At 34.6% G+C, this 22,096-nt stretch carries 18 protein-coding genes and 1 riboswitch; of the genes, 16 read left to right on the top strand and 2 right to left on the bottom strand.

Annotation, left to right across the window (positions count from 1 at the left end; genetic code table 11):
• Positions 1-22: 22 nt before the first annotated feature.
• The 3 genes from HHU08_RS13250 to spoIIP all read left to right on the top strand — a co-directional run bounded on the left by HHU08_RS13250 (position 23) and on the right by spoIIP (position 2,402).
• Positions 23-628: a lysophospholipid acyltransferase family protein gene (locus HHU08_RS13250; RefSeq protein WP_101731111.1), complete on the top strand. Its 606-nt coding sequence runs from the start codon at positions 23-25 to the stop codon at positions 626-628.
• Complete coding sequence (gene fabZ, locus HHU08_RS13245) at positions 625-1,044, top strand: 3-hydroxyacyl-ACP dehydratase FabZ (RefSeq protein ID WP_040344370.1); 420 nt, start codon at positions 625-627, stop codon at positions 1,042-1,044. The genes HHU08_RS13250 and fabZ overlap by 4 nt, the downstream gene beginning before the upstream one ends.
• Before the next feature lie 218 nt (positions 1,045-1,262).
• Positions 1,263-2,402 (top strand): stage II sporulation protein P, encoded by a 1,140-nt coding sequence (spoIIP, locus tag HHU08_RS13240; RefSeq protein ID WP_224428332.1) that lies wholly within the window; start codon positions 1,263-1,265, stop codon positions 2,400-2,402.
• Between the two features lie 242 nt (positions 2,403-2,644).
• Here the strand turns inward: spoIIP and HHU08_RS13235 are convergent, their stop codons facing one another.
• Positions 2,645-3,592: a tyrosine-type recombinase/integrase gene (locus tag HHU08_RS13235; RefSeq protein ID WP_016205406.1), complete on the bottom strand. Its 948-nt coding sequence runs from the start codon at positions 3,590-3,592 to the stop codon at positions 2,645-2,647.
• A 108-nt stretch (positions 3,593-3,700) separates the two neighbouring features.
• On the opposite strand from HHU08_RS13235, the gene HHU08_RS13230 reads away from it, so the two are divergent.
• The 6 genes from HHU08_RS13230 to HHU08_RS13205 all read left to right on the top strand — a co-directional run bounded on the left by HHU08_RS13230 (position 3,701) and on the right by HHU08_RS13205 (position 10,363).
• Complete coding sequence (locus tag HHU08_RS13230; protein ID WP_169188650.1) at positions 3,701-5,179, top strand: aminotransferase class V-fold PLP-dependent enzyme; 1,479 nt, start codon at positions 3,701-3,703, stop codon at positions 5,177-5,179.
• A gap of 268 nt (positions 5,180-5,447) precedes the next feature.
• Positions 5,448-5,546, top strand: a riboswitch (TPP riboswitch).
• A gap of 71 nt (positions 5,547-5,617) precedes the next feature.
• The gene (thiT, locus tag HHU08_RS13225; RefSeq protein ID WP_016205499.1) at positions 5,618-6,202 is read left to right on the top strand and encodes an energy-coupled thiamine transporter ThiT; all 585 of its coding nucleotides are present in this window, start codon (positions 5,618-5,620) and stop codon (positions 6,200-6,202) included.
• Between the two features lie 453 nt (positions 6,203-6,655).
• Positions 6,656-7,075 carry a GNAT family N-acetyltransferase gene (locus HHU08_RS13220; RefSeq protein ID WP_016203659.1) on the top strand — a complete coding sequence of 140 codons (420 nt, stop codon included), beginning with the start codon at positions 6,656-6,658 and terminating at the stop codon, positions 7,073-7,075.
• 192 nt (positions 7,076-7,267) lie between these two features.
• Positions 7,268-8,980, top strand: a complete 1,713-nt coding sequence (locus HHU08_RS13215; RefSeq protein ID WP_169188649.1) for a glycosyl hydrolase family 18 protein — start codon at positions 7,268-7,270, stop codon at positions 8,978-8,980.
• Positions 8,981-9,126: 146 nt separating this feature from the next.
• Positions 9,127-9,816 (top strand): DNA alkylation repair protein, encoded by a 690-nt coding sequence (locus HHU08_RS13210; RefSeq protein WP_016203660.1) that lies wholly within the window; start codon positions 9,127-9,129, stop codon positions 9,814-9,816.
• A gap of 133 nt (positions 9,817-9,949) precedes the next feature.
• The gene (locus tag HHU08_RS13205; RefSeq protein ID WP_101731117.1) at positions 9,950-10,363 is read left to right on the top strand and encodes a CoA-binding protein; all 414 of its coding nucleotides are present in this window, start codon (positions 9,950-9,952) and stop codon (positions 10,361-10,363) included.
• A 285-nt stretch (positions 10,364-10,648) separates the two neighbouring features.
• On the opposite strand, the gene HHU08_RS13200 is transcribed toward HHU08_RS13205, so the two are convergent.
• Positions 10,649-11,811 (bottom strand): IS3 family transposase gene (locus tag HHU08_RS13200; RefSeq protein WP_407939815.1). Its coding sequence is split into 2 segments (ribosomal slippage): positions 10,649-11,535 and positions 11,535-11,811, totalling 1,164 coding nucleotides; the frame shifts between segments, so codons are not numbered across the junction.
• A 641-nt stretch (positions 11,812-12,452) separates the two neighbouring features.
• Between HHU08_RS13200 and parE the strand changes: the two genes are divergently transcribed.
• The 7 genes from parE to HHU08_RS13155 all read left to right on the top strand — a co-directional run bounded on the left by parE (position 12,453) and on the right by HHU08_RS13155 (position 22,076).
• Complete coding sequence (gene parE / locus HHU08_RS13190) at positions 12,453-14,432, top strand: DNA topoisomerase IV subunit B (RefSeq protein ID WP_169188648.1); 1,980 nt, start codon at positions 12,453-12,455, stop codon at positions 14,430-14,432.
• Positions 14,429-16,864, top strand: coding sequence for a DNA topoisomerase IV subunit A (gene parC / locus HHU08_RS13185; protein ID WP_016203663.1), 2,436 nt, complete (start codon positions 14,429-14,431; stop codon positions 16,862-16,864). Before parE ends, parC begins: the two co-directional genes overlap by 4 nt.
• A 745-nt stretch (positions 16,865-17,609) precedes the next feature.
• The gene (locus HHU08_RS13175) at positions 17,610-18,377 is read left to right on the top strand and encodes a hypothetical protein (RefSeq protein ID WP_016203664.1); all 768 of its coding nucleotides are present in this window, start codon (positions 17,610-17,612) and stop codon (positions 18,375-18,377) included.
• 86 nt (positions 18,378-18,463) lie between these two features.
• The gene (locus tag HHU08_RS13170; RefSeq protein WP_224427935.1) at positions 18,464-19,528 is read left to right on the top strand and encodes an AbrB family transcriptional regulator; all 1,065 of its coding nucleotides are present in this window, start codon (positions 18,464-18,466) and stop codon (positions 19,526-19,528) included.
• A 271-nt stretch (positions 19,529-19,799) separates the two neighbouring features.
• Positions 19,800-20,501, top strand: coding sequence for an HAD family hydrolase (locus tag HHU08_RS13165; protein ID WP_169188645.1), 702 nt, complete (start codon positions 19,800-19,802; stop codon positions 20,499-20,501).
• A gap of 179 nt (positions 20,502-20,680) precedes the next feature.
• On the top strand, positions 20,681-21,412 hold the full coding sequence (locus tag HHU08_RS13160; RefSeq protein WP_016203667.1) for a class I SAM-dependent DNA methyltransferase: 732 nt from the start codon (positions 20,681-20,683) through the stop codon (positions 21,410-21,412).
• Positions 21,413-21,434: 22 nt separating this feature from the next.
• A complete protein-coding gene (locus HHU08_RS13155) occupies positions 21,435-22,076 on the top strand; it encodes a histidine phosphatase family protein (RefSeq protein ID WP_169188644.1) in 642 nt (213 codons plus the stop codon).
• The last annotated feature ends 20 nt before the right edge of the window (positions 22,077-22,096 follow it).

The raw sequence follows: 22,096 nt of genomic DNA, 5'->3' as shown, positions 1-22,096 counted from the left end.
GCACATAAAGGAGAAAGAAAAAATGTATGCATTTACGAGTCGATTTGCAAATGTTGTTTTAAAAATTTTTGGGAGAACAAAAGTAATTAATAAAAATAAATTACCGAAGGATACTGGTTATGTCGTAGCTTGTTCCCATATAGGATGGGTCGATGTTGTGGCACTCGGTACTTCTTTGTTACCAAATGAAATTCATTTCATGGCAAAAAAAGAGTTATTTGCTAAACCTCAATCAGCTAAATTTTTTTATAGCATAAATGCCTTTCCAGTTGATAGAGAGAATCCTGGTCCCAGCAGTATTAAAACGCCAGTTAAACTACTAAAGGAAAAGAAGATTATCGGGATTTTTCCTAGTGGCACTAGGACTTCAGAGGATGTCCCTTTAAAAAAGGGTGCTGCTACAATCGCTAATTTGGCAAGGGTACCAATTGTTCCAGCTGCATATAGTGGTCCAACTGATTTAAAAGGACTGTTAAGGGGAAAAAAAATACATGTTATATTTGGTGATCCAATTTCCTTAAAAAATGAGGATGGAACAAAGAAAGATCCAGCTGATATTACTAAAGAATTAAGTGATGTAATGGCCCAATTACAAAATGAATTAGATAAAAGAGGCGGTCAGAAATGATGAATCTACAGAAAGTAAAGGATATACTAAGTCGTTATCCTCTGCCTCTAGTAGATGAAATATTAGAGTTAAAAGAAGGACAAATGGCTGTTGGGGTTAAGCAAATCAATAAGGAAGACACATTTGCAACAGGGCAAAACCCAAATAATCCAATTATGCCAGGCGTCCTTATTATTGAAGCGATTGCGCAAGTTACGGCAGTAGCTATTCATAGTGAAGAAAAACATAGTAATAAATTTGCTCTTCTAGCAGGGATAAATCATTCTAGAATACGAAAAGCGGTTTTTCCGGGTGATGAGCTGTGCATGGAAGTCATGGTAGAAAAGGTGAAAAATAGCTTTGCGAAGGCAAAAGGAAAAGCGACCGTAGCTGGCGAACTGATTTGCGAGGCGGAGTTTCTTTTTGCATTTCAGTAATATAAAAAGCCACTTTACTAAAAGATTATAGTTAAAGTGGCTTTTTATATTGGCTGTCATCTTATCTTCATCAGTAAATTTTACGCATTCAAATAATTTACAAAACTTCAAATCATTCATTAAATAATTACATTTCCCTATCAAATATTTCATAGATTACAAGACTATTCTTTAGTAGATTGGCATATATCTGTAATGAGAAAGGGGATGTACTTATTATGCAAACCTCCAAAACACGTACATTAATTCAATATTTGAATACAACAATATTAGGAATTATCCTAATGTTTATCCTTATTGCAGGAATCACGACCTCTATTTTTTCCTTCAAATTGACTTCAGATAATGTTGCCAGTATTTTAAAATCGGTAAATTCAACAGAAATTTACACGGAAATATTTCATAGTGAAAATCATCTATTTCCAAAATCAGATGGGAAAGGACTTTCTCTTGGAAATATCTTGTTCCAAATAGCAACTAATATTCGTTTAGATGATACGCGTACACTTTTAGGTAGAGAATTACCTGCTTTGACTTCTTTTCATACAGAAATTGTTGTCGCAGAAGAAGGGACAAGCCTTGCTAATCTACCATTTGAGTCTACTCCTTCAGAAGAACTTATGAAAAATCCGAAAGAAGTGGATGAAGAAAAAGTAGAGAAGGAAGAAAAACCATCAGAGAATAAAGCACCAGTTGCTACTCCTAAAAATAAAACGGTGTTAGTCTACAATACTCATAATTTAGAAGCCTATCTACCACTTTTAAAGAATGCGAATGAAAATGAAGCAGTAAGTTCGGATGAACGAGCAAATGTGGTTGGATTGAGTAATAAACTAAGTAATCTATTGCAAGACGAAGGAATTGGAGTTCAATTAGATAAAACAAATATTAACCAAAAACTTCTTGATAGAGGTTGGAACTTTTTTTCATCTTATGCGGTTTCAAAAGAGGTAGTTGAGACAGCAGTTAGTGAAAATAAACATTTAAACTATTTAATTGATATACACCGAGATTCTGCAAGAAAGAAAACTACTACAGCAACAATTGATGGAAACAGCTATGCAAAATTGCTTTTTATTATTGGTGATGCGAACAAAGGTTATGAAAAAAATCAGGAATTTGCGAAAAAGCTTCATGCAGAATTGGATAAGAAGTATCCTGGTATTTCTAGAGGCGTATTCTTAAAAGGAAAAGAAGAAGGGAATGGGGTATATAATCAGGACTTCTCTGATCGTGCTATTCTTCTAGAAGTCGGTGGAATAGACAATACACAAGCAGAATTGAATCGCAGTATTGAAGCATTTTCCGAGATTTTCAGCAAAGTATACTGGGAAGAAAATGACGCAACACAGCAATAATGTAAAAAAAGATGATCCTCATTTTAGGTTCATCTTTTTTTACAGACAAGAAAATATAAGGTTTCTTAAGTCAATTTGGTATTTAGTTTAAGCTCCAATCGGTTTGTAAAGTCCCTGCTATTCCTTTTCATAAGTAAAATCAGCTCAACGACCGTTACCGTGTTTATTTTATCGCAGAAAATGTCTGTCCCTCCATGAAATGTAACTAAATGGGTGCACTTCGCTTTTCTTATTAGTCAAACTTATTTTTGTTCTTTTTCCTGTAAATATTGTTTATATCTTCTTAGCGCTGCTTCACTTGTTAAATGAAACTGCTGCATTACGTTCTCATCACACACACCGTTTGCTAGTTCCTCTAAAATTGCTGTATTTCGGAAATTAACAGCTGAAATTTTTCGCAAACCAGCTCTTCTTACTTCATCTTTAATCATTTCTTGAATTGCACGGACAGACAATCCTTTTGGCTTTTGTCGATCATAATCGTATTGAAAGGAATAAGAAATATTGTTGAAAGCGACAAAAACGGGATCGTTGGAATAATACTTTGGCCGAAACGATTCTGGAATAGAAAAATAGTAATCTCGTAATTTTGCCATAATGTCGTGAGGAAGGGAAAGAATTAATCGAGTTGTGTCTCTACTAAGCGTAAGCTCACCTTGTGCAAGGTTAAAATCCTTCATCTTGATACTATGTAGATCAAAAGGTGTAAGACCAAAAGTTCGTAACAATGCTACAATTGTCCAATTTCTTGTCAACAGATAATTTCGAGCTGATTTTTTTGTAACTTCTGCATCTTTTGTTAATAGCATTTGCGCTAGTAGGCTATATTCATTTTGGGTTATAAAATCTTTGTCCGTTAGAGTACGTAATGGGGCAGCTTCAGCTAGTTTGTGAATTTCATGAGCGCAGATACATTGGTGATAAATCATTAATCGACTAAGAACAGATGCTAGCCTACGTATAGTAGCTTGCGACAATTGCTTTTCCTTTAAATAATGAAAGTAGGCGCGAATATCATCAGCTCGTAATGCTTTTATTGTTTCAAATTTAGTGTTTTCTTTGTAGATATCGAGCCAGCTGAAAAATTTCTTTAAGTCAGATTCGTACTGTTTTAATGTAAGTTTGCTTCGTCCAGATTGGTTTAAATTCTCCATATAATCAAGTGCATAATCAGGCAAGGTAATCATCATATATGTTCCATCCTTCTTATGAATTTTTTTCAAACAATCCGAAATGCAATAACCTCTCTTCTTATTTTAACATAGGTTAAAGAAGGAGAGAGAAAGGGGATTTTTAAATTGATCAGAATTAAAGTTGGTGAATCTATATACCATTATAATACTGAATTGGAGCATTATTTTTCAAAGATAAAGAATCATATCATTGGAAATAACTTAACCTTTTCTACACCTTATGGAACTAAAAAGCTGCTATATGCTGACTGGACAGCAAGTGGCAGATTATATAAAACGATTGAAGAAAAGATTACACATAAATTAGGTCCCTATGTTGCTAATACGCATACAGAATCAAATATTACAGGTACGTATATGACAAAAGCGTATAAGGAAGCAAAACGAATCATTAAAAAACACGTTCATGCAGGTGAGAATGATATTATATTGTTTGATGGTTTTGGCATGACAGCAGTAGTCAACAAATTACAAAGAATTATAGGATTAAAAAATTCATGTGCTAAAAAGGAAAAAATAGCTGTGGTCTTTGTCACACATATGGAACATCATTCAAATTACTTATCTTGGCTCGAGACAAATGCTGATGTCATCATGGTTAAACCGAACAAAAAGGGCGATGTAGATATAGACCATTTAGAATCATTGCTAGTGGAATATAAAGACATCCCATTAAAAATCGGGGCATTTACTGCCTGTTCCAATGTGACTGGAAGAAAAACAAATTATCACGTGCTTGCGAAAATCATGCATAAGCATAAAGGCTATTGCTTTGTCGATTTTGCAGCATCTGCCCCTTATGTATCGATTAATATGCATCCGGCTAATAAAGAGGAAAGATTGGACGCTATTTATTTCTCTCCCCATAAATTTTTAGGTGGTCCTGGCACTAGCGGCGTATTAGTGATGGCAAAGGAACTTATTTATTCAAGCATACCAGATCATCCAGGCGGAGGAACAGTAGATTTCACAAATGAATGGGGAGATATTTTATACAAAAAGGATGACGAAGAAAGAGAGGATGGGGGAACACCTGGGTTTCTACAGGCAATTAAATCTGCACTCTGTATTCAACTAAAAGAAGAAATGGGAGTAGAAAGAATAGAACAAAGGGAGAAGGAATTAGTACATCTAGCAATAACAGAACTAAAAAAATTGAATAAAGTTCGAATTTTAGAAGAGGAAAATGAAGATAGGTTAGGGATTATTTCGATTATTTGCGAAGATATTCATTATGATTTAGTCGTGAAGTTACTTAATGATCGCTTTGGCATTCAAGTAAGAGGTGGGTGTTCATGTGCGGGGCCTTATGGACATTATTTACTACCGATTACGCATAAACAATCCAAAGAATTAAGTAAGGAAATACAAGATGGGGATTTTTCGCACAAGCCAGGCTGGGTTCGAATTTCCCTACATCCTACGATGAGTAACGAGGATGTGTATTATATTGTAGCTGCGATTAAAAAGATTATAATCTATCAGGAAGAATGGAAGAGAGATTATGTTACGAAGCCGTCAAGTTGTGAGTATCAATCAGTCAAAAGAAACGAGATGGATTTGAAGGATTTGTTTACCGTGTGACTTTTTAGAAGCTTATCGCTAAACAAGAAAGTTTTTCAAGCTGACTATATTATATATTAGAAAAAATACATCTAAAAATAATAACTATGGCGAGCAAATTTTTACTGATTAAAGGATGAATCATATTAATTAGAGGCAAAACGGGAACCCAAACAATTTAAGAAAGTGTTTGGGTAATTTCTTTTGAAAAAAAAGAAAAATTCTGTATTTAATAAAAATACATATTTGAAGAACGATTTATGCTATAATAAATTTAATTTGATAAAAAGCAAACCACAAGGGGAGCGTAATGCTGAGAGTGATCCATTGATCTGACCCTTCGAACCTGTTAGTTAATGCTAACGTAGGAATGTGGGAAGAATGTATATAGTAGAAACTATATGATTCATTTCGCGCGTAAGTTCTCCTTTTGGTCTGCACAAAAAAGGAGATTTTTTTATGAAAAATATGAAATTAGTTGTCATGATAGAAGTGGCGATCATGGCTGCAATTGCACTTATTCTCGATTTATTGCCATCTATTCCTGTATTTAATACTTCAATTTCTTTTGCAATGGTACCTATTTTTATCGTTGCATTCCGTTGGGGCTTTAAAGCAAGTACGATCGCAGGATTTTTATGGGGGCTTTTACAGATTGTTGTTGGTGATCTGCAAGCATTAGGCTTTTGGCAAGTTATTTTAGAGTACTTATTCGCGTTTGCTTGTATTGGATTTGCTGGTTTATTTGCTTCCTCTATACAAAATGCTTTAAAAACGAAGCAAAAGGGATTAGCAATTGGTTTAATTATTTTGGCTGTAGTCGTTGGGGGTTTTACTCGCTATATTTGGCATTTTATCGCAGGAGTAACTATTTGGGCAAGTTATGCGCCAGAAGGAATGTCGCCATTTATCAATTCCTTGATAGTAAACGGTGGATCTTATTTAGGAGCAACCATTCTATGTTCAATCGTACTTGTACTTTTATTAATTTCAGCTCCACGTATCGTACTTGATAGACCATCAACTGGTATATCAAGAAATTAAAGATGAATAGTAAATAATTTGACGTTCCTTTAGGAGCGTCTTTTGTTTTAATATGGTATAATATTCCAAAAACCAGGAGGAGTAATGAAAAAATATAAAGATAGTTTTGTATTTTATTTTTTACTAATCATCTTTTTTATTATTTATTTTAGAATAGTCTATTATTTCTATCCCACTCTTAACGGACAGTACGACTCCCCCTCAAGCATATGAGAATACGAGGAAGATAGGTGGGAGATCAACTGTCCGTAAAGGTCCGATTGGTTCAACTAACCATCAGTGGGGGATGAAGAAAACCCCCACTGATGGAAGTTTCACTTTATAATAAATGGATTGACTATACAATCGCTACAGATATTTTTCTTATCCTATTTTTAGCAATCGTAATAATGCCGTTATCGGCAATAAGTACCCACCATTTTATAAAGATAATAAAAAATTAGGAGAAAAAAGATGATTAAGTTAAAAAACGGACTGGAAATACAGGTGCGAAAATATCAAGAAGATGATTTCCCATCTATACACGCATTAAATAGAGAAGAACAGTGGAATAACTTAGTAGCCAAAAAAGAAGATACAATATCCGCTTGGAATCATTCTAATATTGCTTATGTTGCAATGTTAGATGATAAAATAATCGGCTATATTAGGGGGATGACAGATCAATCAATTACTATGTATATTTGTGAATTGCTAATTGATCAGACATATAGGAGCTTAGGGATTGGACATAATTTATTATACTATGTCCATCGTTTATATCCAAATACTAGAGTAGAAATGCTGGCATCCAGTACGTCACATACCTATTATGAAACCAAAGGTTATCGTGCTTTTTATGGATTTCGAAAGAACTTTACTGAATATAAGTGAATCTTGTTCTACATTAGGATCGGATATAATGAGGAAGTATAATTATTTGATTAATATGGGGAGAGCCATCTGTCAATGTCTGGTGGTTCTTTTTTTGTCGAAATCTGTGTTAATATGAAACTAGCTCTGTTTTCATTACGGCTATTATTCTAGTAATTGAAACAGCAAAAGGACTACTTCAAGGAGGTACAAATGACACAAATAAATTATTCCTTTCAAAAAAAAACGCCAAATAAAAAACTCTTTATTGGTTTTATTCTAGCTGTATTATTAGTTGTAATCTCTACTATCCTGTTAATTTTTTACCCATTCGGTAATAAAGATAAGATAAATTACTTTCAAGGAGAAAACCCTATCTTCTTAAATGGGGAACAGATCGGCAATGCAATCTTTGATAAGGATACGGTATATTTACCTTTAAAAATATGGCAAGAAAAAATAGATGACAGCATTACGTATGATGAAAATAGTAATTCCGTTATTGTGACGACAAAAGATAAAGTGATTCAATTTCCATCCGATTCCGTTTCCTATTATGTAAATGATAAAAATACGGAGCTTTCTTTTCATCCATTAAGAGATGAGGATGGAACGATTTATGTTGCACTTGATCCATTAGCAAGTTTTTATCCAATCGAATACACCATTTTAGATGATAAGCATGTTGTTCTTTTAGAAGAAAATGGCCAAGAAAGAGCGGATGGGATATTTACATCTAAAAAGGTGAGAAAAGATTTCACAAGATTGCGTTCAGAAGCAACATTATACTCTCCTTATACAGATGACTTAGCTCCTGGTGAGCATATAACAATTGAAAAAGAAGAAGAAGACTTTTATTTTGTTAGAAAAGAGAATGGAATCGCTGGATTTGTGAAAAAGAAATATGTTGAAAAAGGTAAATCAGCGGTTGTTCAAGTAGAATTAGAACAGAAGGAACCAAAACTGAATAAAATCAACGGTCCTATCCAATTAACTTGGGAAGCCGTATACTCTAGAAATCCAGATACTTCAAGCATTCCAAAAATGAACGGTGTAAATGTTGTTTCTCCCACTTGGTTTAAGCTGTCGGGAGATGACGGCAATGTTAGTAATCTAGGATCAAAAGCATACGTAGATTGGGCGCATAAACAAGGCTATCAAGTATGGGGATTGTTTTCTAATAATTTTGATCCTGATAATACACATGAAGTATTGAAGGATTATCAGAAAAGGCAAGCAATAATTAGACAACTTTTAGTCTATAGTGAAATGTATAATTTAGATGGGATTAACATTGATATTGAAAATGTTCGCGAAGAAGATGGTAAATATGTCACTCAGTTTGTGAGAGAAGCAACGCCATATTTACATGAGGCGGGAATTACAGTGTCCATGGACATTACGTTTATCGCTGGCGGAAATTATTCTGCATTTTTACAGCGTGACCACCTAGCTGAAATCGTCGATTATTTAGTTGTAATGGCATATGATGAGCACTGGGCGACAAGTCCAATTGCTGGGAGTGTAGCGAGTTTCCCTTGGGTAGAGGCTAATTTAGAAACCTTACTCGATATTGTTCCAAATGATAAGCTCGTTTTAGGTGTACCTTTATATGCTCGTTTATGGGAAGAGAAGGAAAGCGGAGAAATATCTTCTAAGGCACTTTCAATGGCAAAGGTCGAGGAATGGTTAGAAAAGTATAAAGTGACACCAACGTACGATGAAGTTAGCGGTCAAAACTATGGGGAATATTTTGACGAGAAAACAAAATCTACCTATAAAATTTGGCTGGAAGATGAACTATCTTTAGCAAAAAGAGCCGAATTAGTAGAAAAATATGAGTTAGCTGGACTTGCAAGTTGGTCCCGCACTTTTGCAAACGAAACAGCATGGAATGCACTATCCTTAGAAACAAAGAAACAGTAACGAAGAAACCACTTTCTTTTGAGGAAAGTGGTTTTTGCATTTTATACACTATATTTGGAAATAAATGCTTGTTGTGAGGTTCATTTTAATTATAATATGGATTTAACCGTTAAGTAATGATGAAGTTAACAAGAAGGAGCATATTTATGAATAAATCCAAGGATAATTTAACTAGTAACTTATTAGAAAACTTGTCTTTTATATTTGATCAAAATCAGGATAGAGAAAAGGCCATACCGATGGAAAAATATATGAAGAATCATTTCAAGTTTTTAGGTATTAAAACACCGGAACGAAGAGCGCTGATGAAACAGTTTTTTTCAGAAACAGACCTTTTAAAGTTAGACTTTCAGCAAAATTTTGTGCAAAGTTTGTGGGAGAAAAAGGAGCGTGAATACCAATATGCAGCGTTAGATTATATAAACAAATCACTGAAAAAAATAAGTAAGCAGGACCTCCCCTTATTTGAAAAGTTGATTATGACGAAATCTTGGTGGGATACAGTTGATAGCATTGCTCCTCATGCCGTTGGTCATATTGCAAAGATCGCTCCAGAAGTGAAGGATGAAGTAATAGAGACTTGGGCTTATGGAGATCATTTATGGCTGCGAAGAGCTTCTATACTATTTCAGCTTAAATATAAAGAAGATACAGAAGAAAGTCGCCTGTACCGATATATCTTGCATAATGCATCAAGTAAGGAATTCTTTATTCAAAAAGCGATTGGCTGGAGTTTAAGGGAATACTCAAAAACCAATCCAGAATCAGTTAGACAGTTTATTCACGAACATAGTTTATCTAAGTTAAGTATACGTGAAGGCAGTAAATATATTTAATTAAATGCAACTTTCTTTAGAAAACTAGAAAAATTTGCTATTGTTAAAGTGGCATGTAGGAATGCTTTCTGTAGTTTTTTCTTCCCTGATTTGGGGAAACGTATAAAAAATGATAGAAAAAGGAGCGGTTAAAATGGCTATTAATAATCCAAGTCGTGAAGAAATTGGTGAAATTTTAAAAAAAGCAAAGAGAATTGCGGTTGTTGGTTTAAGTGATAATCCTTCTAGGACCTCTTATATGGTTTCAGAAGCAATGAAAAATGCTGGATATGAAATTATTCCTGTTAATCCAACTGTAGACGAGGTACTTGGAGTTAAAGCGGTTAAGCAGTTAACAGATATTGAAGGACATGTCGATATTGTCAATGTATTTAGAAGATCTGAATATTTGCCAGAGGTTGCAGCTGAGTTCGAAAAAATAGATGCAGATGTATTTTGGGCACAATTGGGACTAGTACATGAAGAAACGTTTGATGATTTAAAAGAAAAAGGGTATACGGTAATCATGGATCGTTGCATTAAAGTCGAACATGCGATGACAAAATAATAAAAAAAGGCAGAGTGATTTGAACTGACCTAGCGAAATGAGACATATATAAAACACCTAACCATTATTAAATTTAACACTTTTCGACTAATTTGATATTGGTTCTTTACTGGAAATAATTCAGGCACTTTGTCACTTTACTTGGAGCCTCTGCGGGCATAGATTCTTTAGCCAGGAAGCCAGCTATCTTCAATAGAATCTGGCTTAGCCTAATTAGGCTATCATGCCCGCCACTCCAAATAAAGTGCACGTCTTTTTTACATGATAAGTGAACCCTAATCCCCATTAAGCTGCATTTAACCCAAATTCTTTTGGAGTTAAGTAGCCTAATTTTGCTTGAATTCTATCTTCATTATAATGATGAATATATCCTTCTACTCTAGAAATAACCTCTAAATTCGATAACGTATTAAACTTACAATACTGAAATTCCTCGGCTTTTAGATTTGAATGAAAAGATTCAATCACCGCATTATCCCAACAGTTTCCTCTTCTGGACATACTACTTATCATATGAATTTCTTTCACATAATTTTGAAAGATATATGAAGTATACACACTTCCTTGATCAGAATGAATTATAACTCCTTCTGGCTGATGCCGCTTATCTAGAGCTTCCTCCAAAGTATCAATTACTAAAGGTGTTTGTTGATGGTTATAAACCTTATAAGCTATGATTTCATTATTGTACAAATCCATAATTGTAGACAGATATAGAGTCTCGCTACCATATTGAATATACGTAATATCCGTTACCCACTTCTCATTTGGTTTACATGCGCTAAAATCTCGATTAATAATATTAGGTGCGATTACTTCACTCTCTCCTTGTGATTTCCATCTACGTTTCGGCTTCACCCTACACTGCAAATGATACTTCTGCATAATCTTTTGAACTGTATTCCTATTGAGATGAATATGATGATCTCGCTTTAAAATAGCTCTAATTTTACGGTGACCATTTCTATATTTTGTAGCCTTACAGATTTCAATAATCAGCTCTTCATGCTCATTTTTATGTTCCCCAAAACCTTTTGTCCAACGGTAATAACTAGAACGAGGAACCTCCAATACTTTTAAAATGGAGGTAACACTATATTTTTCTCGAAATTGTTCAACCAATTGTACTACTATCCTTTTATCGACACCTTTCTCATCGCCAAATACTTTTTTAAGATTTCATTCTCCATCTTTAGGTGAGTAAGTTGATTATTAATTCGCTCATCCTTGCTTAAAGATTCCGGACCATGTCCGAATGTGTATTGTTTACCGATTGGTTGGTCAAACCGATAAATCTCCCCATTTTCATACCATCTCATCCATGTTTCAACTTGAGATTTATTCTTAATTCCATACTTACCCATAATTTCTCTTGTTGTTAATTTCCCTTCAAGCTTGTCCCTTACTACCGCCCATTTGATTTCACTTGTATAAATATTTTTGCCCATGCAAAAACACCTCCGATTAATATTCCATACTTATTTCAAGTATGGCCATTATGGAGGTGTTTTATATTGTCTCACTAATTTAGGTTAGTCCAATTAAGAAAAAATCATTCTGCCTTTTTTTATTATTTTATAAAGGAATAGTGAATAAAATTGGTTAATTTGAACGGATAAAACGCTGTCATGCGCTAAAAATGCACATTGTTTTTCGAAACTTATTCGTTTTTCCAAAGAATCTGTGTTAACATAATATAGATAAAAAGAGGGAATCCTCTTTAAAAAAGTTCTTTTGCTTTTGCGATGATTGGTATAATATTGGTTTTGCCGGGGAAAAATCGAAAGATAAAATTTGAAAAAAAACGTGGAAAATGTAATTATGTGCTACAATACGATATGAGAACGAATGTTCTGTTTCGGGAATTGGTATCAACAACTGTTTATAATAATTCAATATAATTGAAAGAAAAAAGAAGGTTGAAAGAAAAGCCTTCTTTTAAGCTCGTCTAACAAGAAAAGAAGTTATCCGATAAATTTTTTTGATTTTAGAGGATAATTCGTTTTTTAGACGAATACATAAACAATTGTTCGACATGATACATAGAAAGATAATATGTCGGATTTGTAGAAGTGAAAGGGGTATGTCAGTGGCAAAGAATCAGCAAGCATTCGAATATAATGATGATGCCATTCAAGTATTAGAAGGATTAGAAGCTGTTAGGAAACGTCCCGGAATGTATATTGGGAGTACAGATTCTAGAGGTTTGCATCATCTAGTATATGAAATTGTAGATAACGCAGTCGATGAAGCACTGGCTGGATTTGGAGATACTATCATTGTAAAAATTCATCGTGACAATTCCATAAGTGTTAAGGATAGAGGACGTGGAATGCCAACTGGAATGCATAAGATTGGAAAGCCGACTCCTGAAGTTATCTTTACCATTCTTCATGCTGGAGGGAAATTTGGACAAGGTGGCTACAAAACAAGTGGTGGACTGCATGGTGTAGGTGCTTCTGTAGTTAACGCGTTATCAGAATGGGTTGTTGTAAAAATTAAGCGTGATGGCTTTGTTTACGAACAACGTTTTGAAAACGGCGGTAAACCTGTCACAACGTTAGAAAAAATCGGGAAAACAAATCAAACTGGAACAACGATACACTTTAAGCCAGACCCAACGATTTTTTCAACGACAACGTATAATTATGAAACGCTTTGTGAGCGATTAAGAGAATCTGCCTTTTTATTAAAAGGATTGCGCATTGAAATTGTGGATGAAAGAAATAATGAGCAAAGTGTTTTCCATTATGAAAATGGGATTGAAGCATTTGTTGAATACTTAAACGAAGAGAAAGATACACTTCATCCAGTAGTTAGCCTTGAGGGTGAAAGTAATGGAATTGAAGTAGAATATGCTTTTCAATTCAACGATGGCTATTCAGAAAATGTTTTGTCATTTGTTAATAATGTCCGCACGAAAGACGGCGGTACACATGAGGCTGGTGCCAAAACAGCAATGACTCGGATGTTTAATGAATATGCACGTAAAGTTAGTCTTCTCAAAGAAAAGGATAAAAACTTAGATGGTTCTGATATTCGTGAGGGTCTATCTGCAATAGTTTCCGTGCGAGTACCAGAAGACTTACTACAATTCGAGGGACAAACAAAAGGAAAATTAGGGACTAGTGAAGCAAGATCTGCTGTAGATGCCGTTGTATCGGAACACTTAGCCTATTTCTTTGAAGAAAACCCTGAAGTCAGTTCGCTTTTAATTAAAAAATCGATTAAAGCAGCACAAGCAAGAGAAGCAGCTCGAAAAGCAAGAGAAGAAGCAAGAAGTGGGAAAAAGCGTAAGCGCGGCGAAGCGGTTCTTTCGGGTAAGCTCACACCTGCCCAATCGAAAAATCCACAGAAAAATGAATTATATTTAGTGGAAGGAGATTCGGCGGGTGGTTCAGCAAAACAAGGAAGAGATCGTCGCTTCCAAGCAGTACTGCCTCTTCGTGGGAAAGTAATCAATACGGAAAAAGCAAAGCTTGCAGATATCTTTAAAAATGAAGAGATTAATACAATTATTCATGCGATCGGCGCAGGCGTTGGTGCGGACTTTAATGTAGAAGACACTAACTATGACAAAGTCATTATTATGACAGATGCGGATACAGATGGGGCACATATTCAAGTACTTCTATTAACGTTTTTCTATCGTTATATGAAACCACTTGTAGAAGCTGGTAAAGTATACATCGCCCTACCACCTCTATACAAGGTAAGTAAAGGTTCTGGAAAAAAAGAAGTAATCGAATACTCATGGAGTGACGATGACTTGCAAGATGCGATTAAAAAAATCGGCAAAGGTTATATTTTGCAGCGATATAAAGGACTTGGCGAGATGAATGCCGATCAATTATGGGAAACAACCATGAATCCGGAAACTAGAACGTTAATACGTGTTAAAATAGATGATCTTGCACGAGCGGAACGTCGTGTAACAACTTTAATGGGTGATAAAGTAGAACCACGGAGAAAATGGATTGAAGCAAATGTTGCATTCGGATTAGAAGAAGAAGGTAACATTCTGGAAAACGAAAATATTATGGTCACTGAGGAGGAGAGCCCATCATGAGTTCATTAGAGCAATACCGTGATTTGCCTTTGGAGGATGTTCTCGGTGATCGTTTTGGACGGTATAGTAAATACATCATCCAAGAGCGGGCTTTACCTGATGCACGGGATGGACTAAAGCCTGTTCAGCGTCGAATTCTTTATGCTATGCATGAAGAAGGTAATACACATGAGAAAAACTTTCGAAAATCAGCAAAAACAGTCGGTAACGTTATCGGTAATTACCATCCACATGGAGATTCATCCGTTTATGAAGCTATGGTGCGTATGAGTCAAGAGTGGAAGGTTCGGAATGTTTTAATTGAAATGCACGGAAATAACGGAAGTATTGACGGAGATCCACCGGCAGCAATGCGTTATACGGAAGCAAGACTTTCGGCAATTTCTGCAGAATTACTGCGTGATATCGAAAAAAGAACCGTAGATTTCATTCCAAACTTTGATGATACATCGAATGAGCCAACTGTCTTGCCAGCAAAATTTCCAAACCTTTTAGTCAATGGCTCGACAGGTATTTCAGCAGGATATGCAACAGATATACCTCCCCATCATTTAGGTGAAGTAATTGATGGTGTAATTGAGCGAATGGATTCGCCAAATTGCACAGTAGAAGACATTATGAAGCATATCAAAGGTCCAGATTTTCCAACAGGCGGAATTATCCAAGGGGTAGAAGGCATTAAAAAAGCGTATGAGACCGGTAAAGGAAAAATCATTGTCCGTGGAAAAACCGATATTGAAACATTACGAGGCGGTAAACAGCAAATCGTGATTACGGAAGTTCCTTATGAGTTAAATAAAAGCAATCTCGTTAAAAAGATCGATGAATTGCGATTAGACCGAAAAGTCGAAGGGATTGCAGAAGTAAGAGATGAAACAGATCGAACAGGCTTACGAATTGTCATCGAGCTAAAAAAAGAAGTCGACGCAAATGGAATTTTAAATTTCTTATTTAAAAATACAGATTTACAAATTACGTACAGCTTTAATATGGTTGCCATTTACAACAAGCGTCCAAAGCTTATGGGCATTATTGCATTATTAGATGCGTATATAGAGCATCAAAAAGAAACAATTAAGCGTCGTACAGAATTTGATCTGCAAAAAGCAAAGGATCGTCAACATATTGTAGATGGATTAATAAAAGCATTGTCAATTCTAGATGAAGTCATTGCAACTATCCGTGCATCAAAGGATAAACGAGATGCGAAAAATAACTTGATTGCCGCCTTTCAATTTACTGAGCCACAAGCAGAAGCAATCGTGTCACTACAATTATATCGTTTAACAAATACAGATATAACAGCATTACAAGCAGAAGCAGAAGACTTAGCGAATAAAATTGACGAGTGGACTGCTATATTAGCAAGTGAAAAGAAATTGCTTTCCGTTATCAAAAAAGAACTAAAAGACGTGAAAAAGCGCTTTGTAAGCGAAAGACGTACATTAATCCAAGATGAAATTGAAGAAATCAAAATCAATCTGGAAGTATTAGTAGCAAGTGAAGACGTTATTGTAACGGTTACAAAAGATGGCTATATTAAACGTACGAGTCAACGTTCTTATGCAGCAAGCAATGGTCAAGATTTTGGCATGAAGGATACAGATAGAATTCTTGCTAAAATCGATGTAAATACAACTGAAGTTGTGTTATTGTTCACAGACAAAGGCAACTATTTATATTTACCAGTTCATGAATTGCCTGATATTCGTTGGAAAGATTTAGGTCAACATATTTCAAATATTATTCCGATTGATCGAGATGAATCGATTATTAAGGCAATGCCAATTAAGGACTTTGAAAGACCTCAATACCTGCTTTTCTTTACGAAAAATGGTATGGCAAAGAAAACAGAATTGATTAACTATAAAGCACAGCGTTACTCAAAACCATTAGTAGCTATTAATCTTAAAGGTGACGATGAAGTAGTTGATGTCCATCTTACAAATGGTAAACAAGAAGTGTTAATTGCCACACATATTGGTTATGCACTACGATTCCATGAAGAAGAAATTAATATCGTTGGTGCTAGAGCAGCTGGTGTCAAAGGCATTAATCTAAAAGATAATGATTATGTCATAGCTGGTAAGGTTATTACGAATCCTCAAAAAGAAAGTGTCGTTATCATGACACAGCGTGGTTCGATAAAGAAAATGAAGCTAACTGAATTTGAGTTCTCTGGAAGAGCAAAACGAGGTTTAATCATGCTTCGTGAATTAAAAGCGAACCCGCATCGAGTTGTTGGTATGGCTATACTTGAAGCACAAGATACTGTTTATCTTCAAACAGAAAAAGGAGAAATAGAATCTGTTAAAGTTGGCGAGCTCCGCTTTAATGATCGTTATTCAAATGGTTCCTTTGTTATTGATGAAACAGAAGCAGGCAAAATTGTAGAATTGTGGGAAGAAAAAATTACTCACGATGAAGCGTAAATAAAATAGTTTGAGGGGTTCCCAATTTGCAAAATGTCTTTGCAGGTTGGGAATCTTTTTTTTGAGAGTATTTGATTTTGATTGTAGAGAAAGCAGCAATTTTAGAGCGGGAGGGATAATGAGGTATACAGTAGTAAATGAATGAAAACCACTTTTGCCAAGAACGATAAGAAAAATGGCGTTCATCAGACGAATGAAAACCACTTTTGCCAAGAACGATAAGAAAAATGGCGTTCATCAGACGAATGAAAACCACTTTTGCCAAGAACGATAAGAAAAATGGCGTTCATCAGACGAATGAAAACCACTTTTGCCAAGAACGATAAGAAAAATGGCGTTCATCAGACGAATGAAAACCACTTTTGCCAAGAACGATAAGAAAAATGGCGTTCATCAGACGAATGAAAACCACTTTTGCCAAGAACGATAAGAAAAATGGCGTTCATCAGACGAATGAAAACCACTTTTGCCAAGAAAGATAGGAAAATAGCGTTCATCAGACGAATGAAAACCACTTTTGCCAAGAAAGATAGGAAAATAGCATTCATCAGGCGAATGAAAACCACTTTTATTAAAAATATCAGGAAAAAGGGAGTTCATCCCTCCTCCATCCAATGTCACTATACCTTATGTAATATTTAAATAACAAATATCCCGTTATTTTATAAATTTTCTTTTCCTTACTTACATGATTTTACCAAAAAAGGACATCCTAAAAAGTATTAAGATGTAGGGAGGTTTTAGCATGAGAAGAGAATTACTTGTTGCTTTATGTGCTTTCTTTTTAATGACTTTAACTGCTATTACTGGTGTATATGCAATGGAGAAGGATGAGAAAACAAACAAATTAATCTTTGAAGAAAAAACGGATATAACAAATGACGACCAAGAAGAAATGATTCAATTAAAAGGAGATGGATCGGATCAGCCTGAAAATAGCAATTTCTTTAAGGAATTGTTACTAAAGGTCACGAAGGAAAAAGATAAGCCAGCGATATTAACTGTAGAAGGTGGATTTGATCCTAAATTACATATCATCGATATCAATGACGATCACCAGAAAGAATTATTGCTGACTGTTTCTGCGAATGAGAGAGGAACAGAAAAAAACTTTTATTTCTTTCAGCTACAGGAAAATAATTTAGTAGAATTGCAAAAGCCAGAGTTGGCTTCAGTTGAAAGTCAGTTTAAAGATGCATATAAAGCAGAATTAAAAATAAATAAAGAAAAGACATATATCTTTGACTTATATGATCGCAGAAATCACTATGAAAAGCTTGGACTTTACCATAAAGGAAGATTAAATGAACCAACTGAATTAATTCTTTCCCCCTTTTCTGAGCTAAAGGTAACGAGATATAATAATCAAACTGCAATTAAAGGGAAACAGAGAATAAGTGGGTTAGCAACGGTTGATACGATTGGTTATTTAGAAACTTGGTGGACTTGGAATAAAGAGGATTGGGTTTTACAAAAAGTCAAAGTGAAGGAAATTAGTTATAAAGGAAACTAATGTTAACAAAAATAAAATAGATCCTTCATTTTATTGGAAAATAAGTAGTATAATGAAAGTACTTATTTTTAGAAAGGATCGAAATCATGTCATTACTTTTCTTATGTTTAACCGCTATACTTGGAGGATGGGTGTTTCAAGTATGTCAACTTCCGCTTTCTTGGCTGCTTGGCCCCATGTTCGGTACAATTCTTTATGTCCGCCTTGCAAAACATTCTCCGAAACTACCTTTCTCTTTTCGAGATATAGGACTTCTTGTCATTGGATATATCATCGGAAAACAATTCACAAAACAAACACTAATAGAAATGGGAATTCACCTACCTTCTATGCTTTTAATGACTGTTGTCATGATTGCCTTTAGTTTAATTCTTGCCTTTATTACCTCTAAATTAACGCATAGTAATTTAAAATCGACGGTTGCTGGTTGTATTCCAGGTGGACTTTCCCAAATGGTTGCCATTAGTTCCGAAATTAAAGGAATCGATCTTACCGTAGTAACGATTATTCAAATCAGTAGAATTTTATCTGTTATGATTCTCGTGCCACTACTTGTATATAGTCCAATATTGTATGGAAACCAAGCGATTGCTACGGTAACAGCTGCTGTAGAAAGCGCAAGTTATCATTGGGTGATTTTTCTGCTCCTTTTCTTTTGCTATCTCATCGCAAATTTAGTGAAAAAATGCAAATTCCCTGCACCTTTTATGATTGGGCCGATGCTTCTTATTGCAACTATATCGATTGTCGGAGTTGATTTGCCAGCGATTCCAACTTCATTAACGAGTTTAGCGCAAATATTAGTAGGTATTGATCTTGGATTGCAAATTAAATTTGGTAATATCGAAAATAAAGCAAAATTTTTAAGCGTAGTAGCGGTAACGTCCTCATTACTTGTTCTTTTTTCTCTCATTCTTGGTTATATCCTTGTAAGTGTAGACCGTGATATCTCCTTATTGACTGCTTTTATTGGTCTCGCACCAGGTGGAATGGCAGAAATGGCGGTGTTAGGACAATCTGTTCACGCTAACCTACCGATTATTACGACCTATCAGTTATTTCGATTATTATTTATCTTGTTTTGTGTGCCAATCATTATGAAATGGGGATTTCAACGTGTAGAACAAAGATTAGAAGAGCGAAAAAGTTAATCGTGTTTATATTGTTTCAAACTTAGAAGTAGTAGCCCCAATAGTTACAAAATGGTCAGCTATTTTAATAGATTGGAAGGTTTTAAACTATAGGTTCAACGCTATTGGATTTTATAGAAAAAACGGGATTTGAAACAACTAGTATTAGATTTTTTAAGAGTTTTATGTCATATAGTGTCAATTATTTGATTACATGAATTCTAGTGTATATAAATGAATATTAGGGTTACAACTTGAAATACTTATTTTTTTATTAAGGGTGAGTTCGGTAATGAAATTAAATAATCCTATACGCGCGATATTTTTTGACCTAGGTTGGACAATTTTTCGACCTTTTACAGGTAATTGGAAAATTACTACAAAAGCTCTGGAGTATATTAATTTGGAAAACTTACATTCTATCTCCAAGGAAAGGCTTCATATAACATTTTTGAAAGCAAATGAATATTTGAAAATGGAAATTTACAAGACTGAATTGGAGGAACTTGAAAGGTATATGAATTATTATAAGACAATTGCTGACGAGCTACCTGAGATTAAATTAACATTACAACAAGCTGAAATCATTGCCTATGATAGAGTATATAACGATTCCAATTATATATTTTATGAAGATGCAAAAAAAACAATGGAAGCATTAAAAGAGAAGTATAAAATTGGGATTATATCTGACACCGATCCATCCATTATAAGAGTCCTCAAAAACGCAGGATTTTATGATTATTTTGATGATATGACGTTTAATTTTGAGCTTGGCGTGAATAAACCTAACCCAGTTATATTTGAACAAGCACTTAAAGGAATGAATGTACCAGCAAAAGAAACCGTATTTATTGATGATTATGAAATAAATTTAGATAGTGCTACTAACATTGGGATTCAGTCAATATTAATCCTTTCAAGACCGAATGCTCGAAAAAGCTCAAGATATTTAACTATTAATAAGTTATCCGATTTATTGTTTATTTTATGAAAAATGTAACAATTGGTAGTTCACTCATCTTCGCTAATTTAAATAAATAAGCTGTGAATAATCTTTAAACATACATTAAAGTTACATTCAAAAAAAGACGAATCTACCTAAATGGTATAAAATAGGATAGAAACATATAAACGAATTTTCTTTTAGAAGAGATTAGAAGAGGTGAATGAGTGGCATATCATGGTTCCTCCGTATATGACAATGAGCAATTTTTTGAAAATTATCGAGCAAGAAGAAATCGAGATACAAGTCCTAATAATAGTATAGAAAGGCCGATCTTATTTGAATTATTAGGAGAAGTTAAAGGCAAATCGATTCTCGATTTAGGATGTGGAGATGCTAAATTCGGGATAGAATTATTAGAAAAGGGTGCAGAAAAGTATACAGGTGTAGAAGGTTCAAAGAGAATGTTTGATGAAGCTTCCAGTCATCTAAATGGAACAAACGGTTACGTTAACCACTCCACATTAGAAGAATGGAATTTTACGAACTCCAAGACTGATTTGGTTGTTTCAAGGTTAGTATTTCACTATATAAAAGATTTATATAAGATATTTCAAGCTGTCTATAATAATTTAAACGATAATGGGAAATTTGTTTTTAGTGTACAACACCCGCTACTGCTGTCTTCTATAGAGAGTGCAACCTCTTCAGAAAAAAGAACAAATTGGATTGTAGATAATTATTTCTCAATGGGAGAAAGAACGGAGCCTTGGATAGGTAAGGATGTAGTAAAATATCATCGAACAATAGAGGAATATGTTCGAATGTTGAAACAAGCAGGCTTTAAAGTAACAGATTTACGGGAAGGAATGCCTAAACAAGAGCACTTTCAGCACGAAAAAGAGTTCGAAAGACGGAAAAGGATTCCGCTTTTCTTGATTTTATCCTGTGAAAAATAAAGAGAAAGAAAGGATGTTCGAAATGGAAAAGGAATTAAGGTTATATTTTATTAGACATGGAGAGACCCAATATAATATCGAGAGAAGAATGCAAGGGTTTTGTGATTCCCCGTTAACAGAAAATGGGATATTACAAGCGAAATCTGTAGGCGCTGGTTTAGTAGATGTTCCTTTTGAGGCTGCTTATGCGAGTGATAGTCAGAGAGTATTAGACACTGCTAAATTTGCTTTAGGTACTAGGAATATCAAAATAACAAAAGATGCTAGATTGAAAGAAATGAATTTTGGTATGTTGGAAGCAATGCTACAGACAGATATTATTACAGAGCATGGAGATATTCTTGAGAGACTATTTTCTTTTAAAGATGTGGAAAGTAAAGTGCAAGATGGCGAATCATTTACTGAATTATTAAATAGAACAAACGCTGCTGTTGCTGATATTATAGCTGCCCACAGAGATACCGGCGGAAACATAGCAGTCTTTTCTCATGGAGTAACTATTGGCTATTTAATGAAATCCCTTTTAAACACGGACGGATTTCCACACCATGACAATTGCTGTGTATCCGTTATTCTTGTAAAAGATGGTCAAATAATGGTGGAAAAAGTAGCGGATGCCTCTTTCCGTGACAGTGGAAAGTTAACTTTGAGCATGGAAAACTAAAAACGAAGAAAATAATTCCA

Source organism: Niallia alba, from assembly GCF_012933555.1.
Classification (GTDB): Bacteria; Bacillota; Bacilli; order Bacillales; family Cytobacillaceae; genus Niallia; species Niallia alba.
This window is presented reverse-complemented; position numbering and strand designations above follow the sequence as displayed.

Coding starts and splice junctions, on each gene's coding strand:
- HHU08_RS13175 (WP_016203664.1), top strand. CDS start 17,610: ATGAGAAGAGAATTACTTGTTGCTTTATGTGCTTTCTTTTTAATGACT.
- spoIIP (WP_224428332.1), top strand. CDS start 1,263: ATGCAAACCTCCAAAACACGTACATTAATTCAATATTTGAATACAACA.
- HHU08_RS13210 (WP_016203660.1), top strand. CDS start 9,127: ATGAATAAATCCAAGGATAATTTAACTAGTAACTTATTAGAAAACTTG.
- HHU08_RS13205 (WP_101731117.1), top strand. CDS start 9,950: ATGGCTATTAATAATCCAAGTCGTGAAGAAATTGGTGAAATTTTAAAA.
- HHU08_RS13250 (WP_101731111.1), top strand. CDS start 23: ATGTATGCATTTACGAGTCGATTTGCAAATGTTGTTTTAAAAATTTTT.
- HHU08_RS13215 (WP_169188649.1), top strand. CDS start 7,268: ATGACACAAATAAATTATTCCTTTCAAAAAAAAACGCCAAATAAAAAA.
- HHU08_RS13155 (WP_169188644.1), top strand. CDS start 21,435: ATGGAAAAGGAATTAAGGTTATATTTTATTAGACATGGAGAGACCCAA.
- HHU08_RS13220 (WP_016203659.1), top strand. CDS start 6,656: ATGATTAAGTTAAAAAACGGACTGGAAATACAGGTGCGAAAATATCAA.
- thiT (WP_016205499.1), top strand. CDS start 5,618: ATGAAAAATATGAAATTAGTTGTCATGATAGAAGTGGCGATCATGGCT.
- HHU08_RS13170 (WP_224427935.1), top strand. CDS start 18,464: ATGTCATTACTTTTCTTATGTTTAACCGCTATACTTGGAGGATGGGTG.
- parC (WP_016203663.1), top strand. CDS start 14,429: ATGAGTTCATTAGAGCAATACCGTGATTTGCCTTTGGAGGATGTTCTC.
- HHU08_RS13235 (WP_016205406.1), bottom strand. CDS start 3,592: ATGATGATTACCTTGCCTGATTATGCACTTGATTATATGGAGAATTTA.
- fabZ (WP_040344370.1), top strand. CDS start 625: ATGATGAATCTACAGAAAGTAAAGGATATACTAAGTCGTTATCCTCTG.
- HHU08_RS13165 (WP_169188645.1), top strand. CDS start 19,800: ATGAAATTAAATAATCCTATACGCGCGATATTTTTTGACCTAGGTTGG.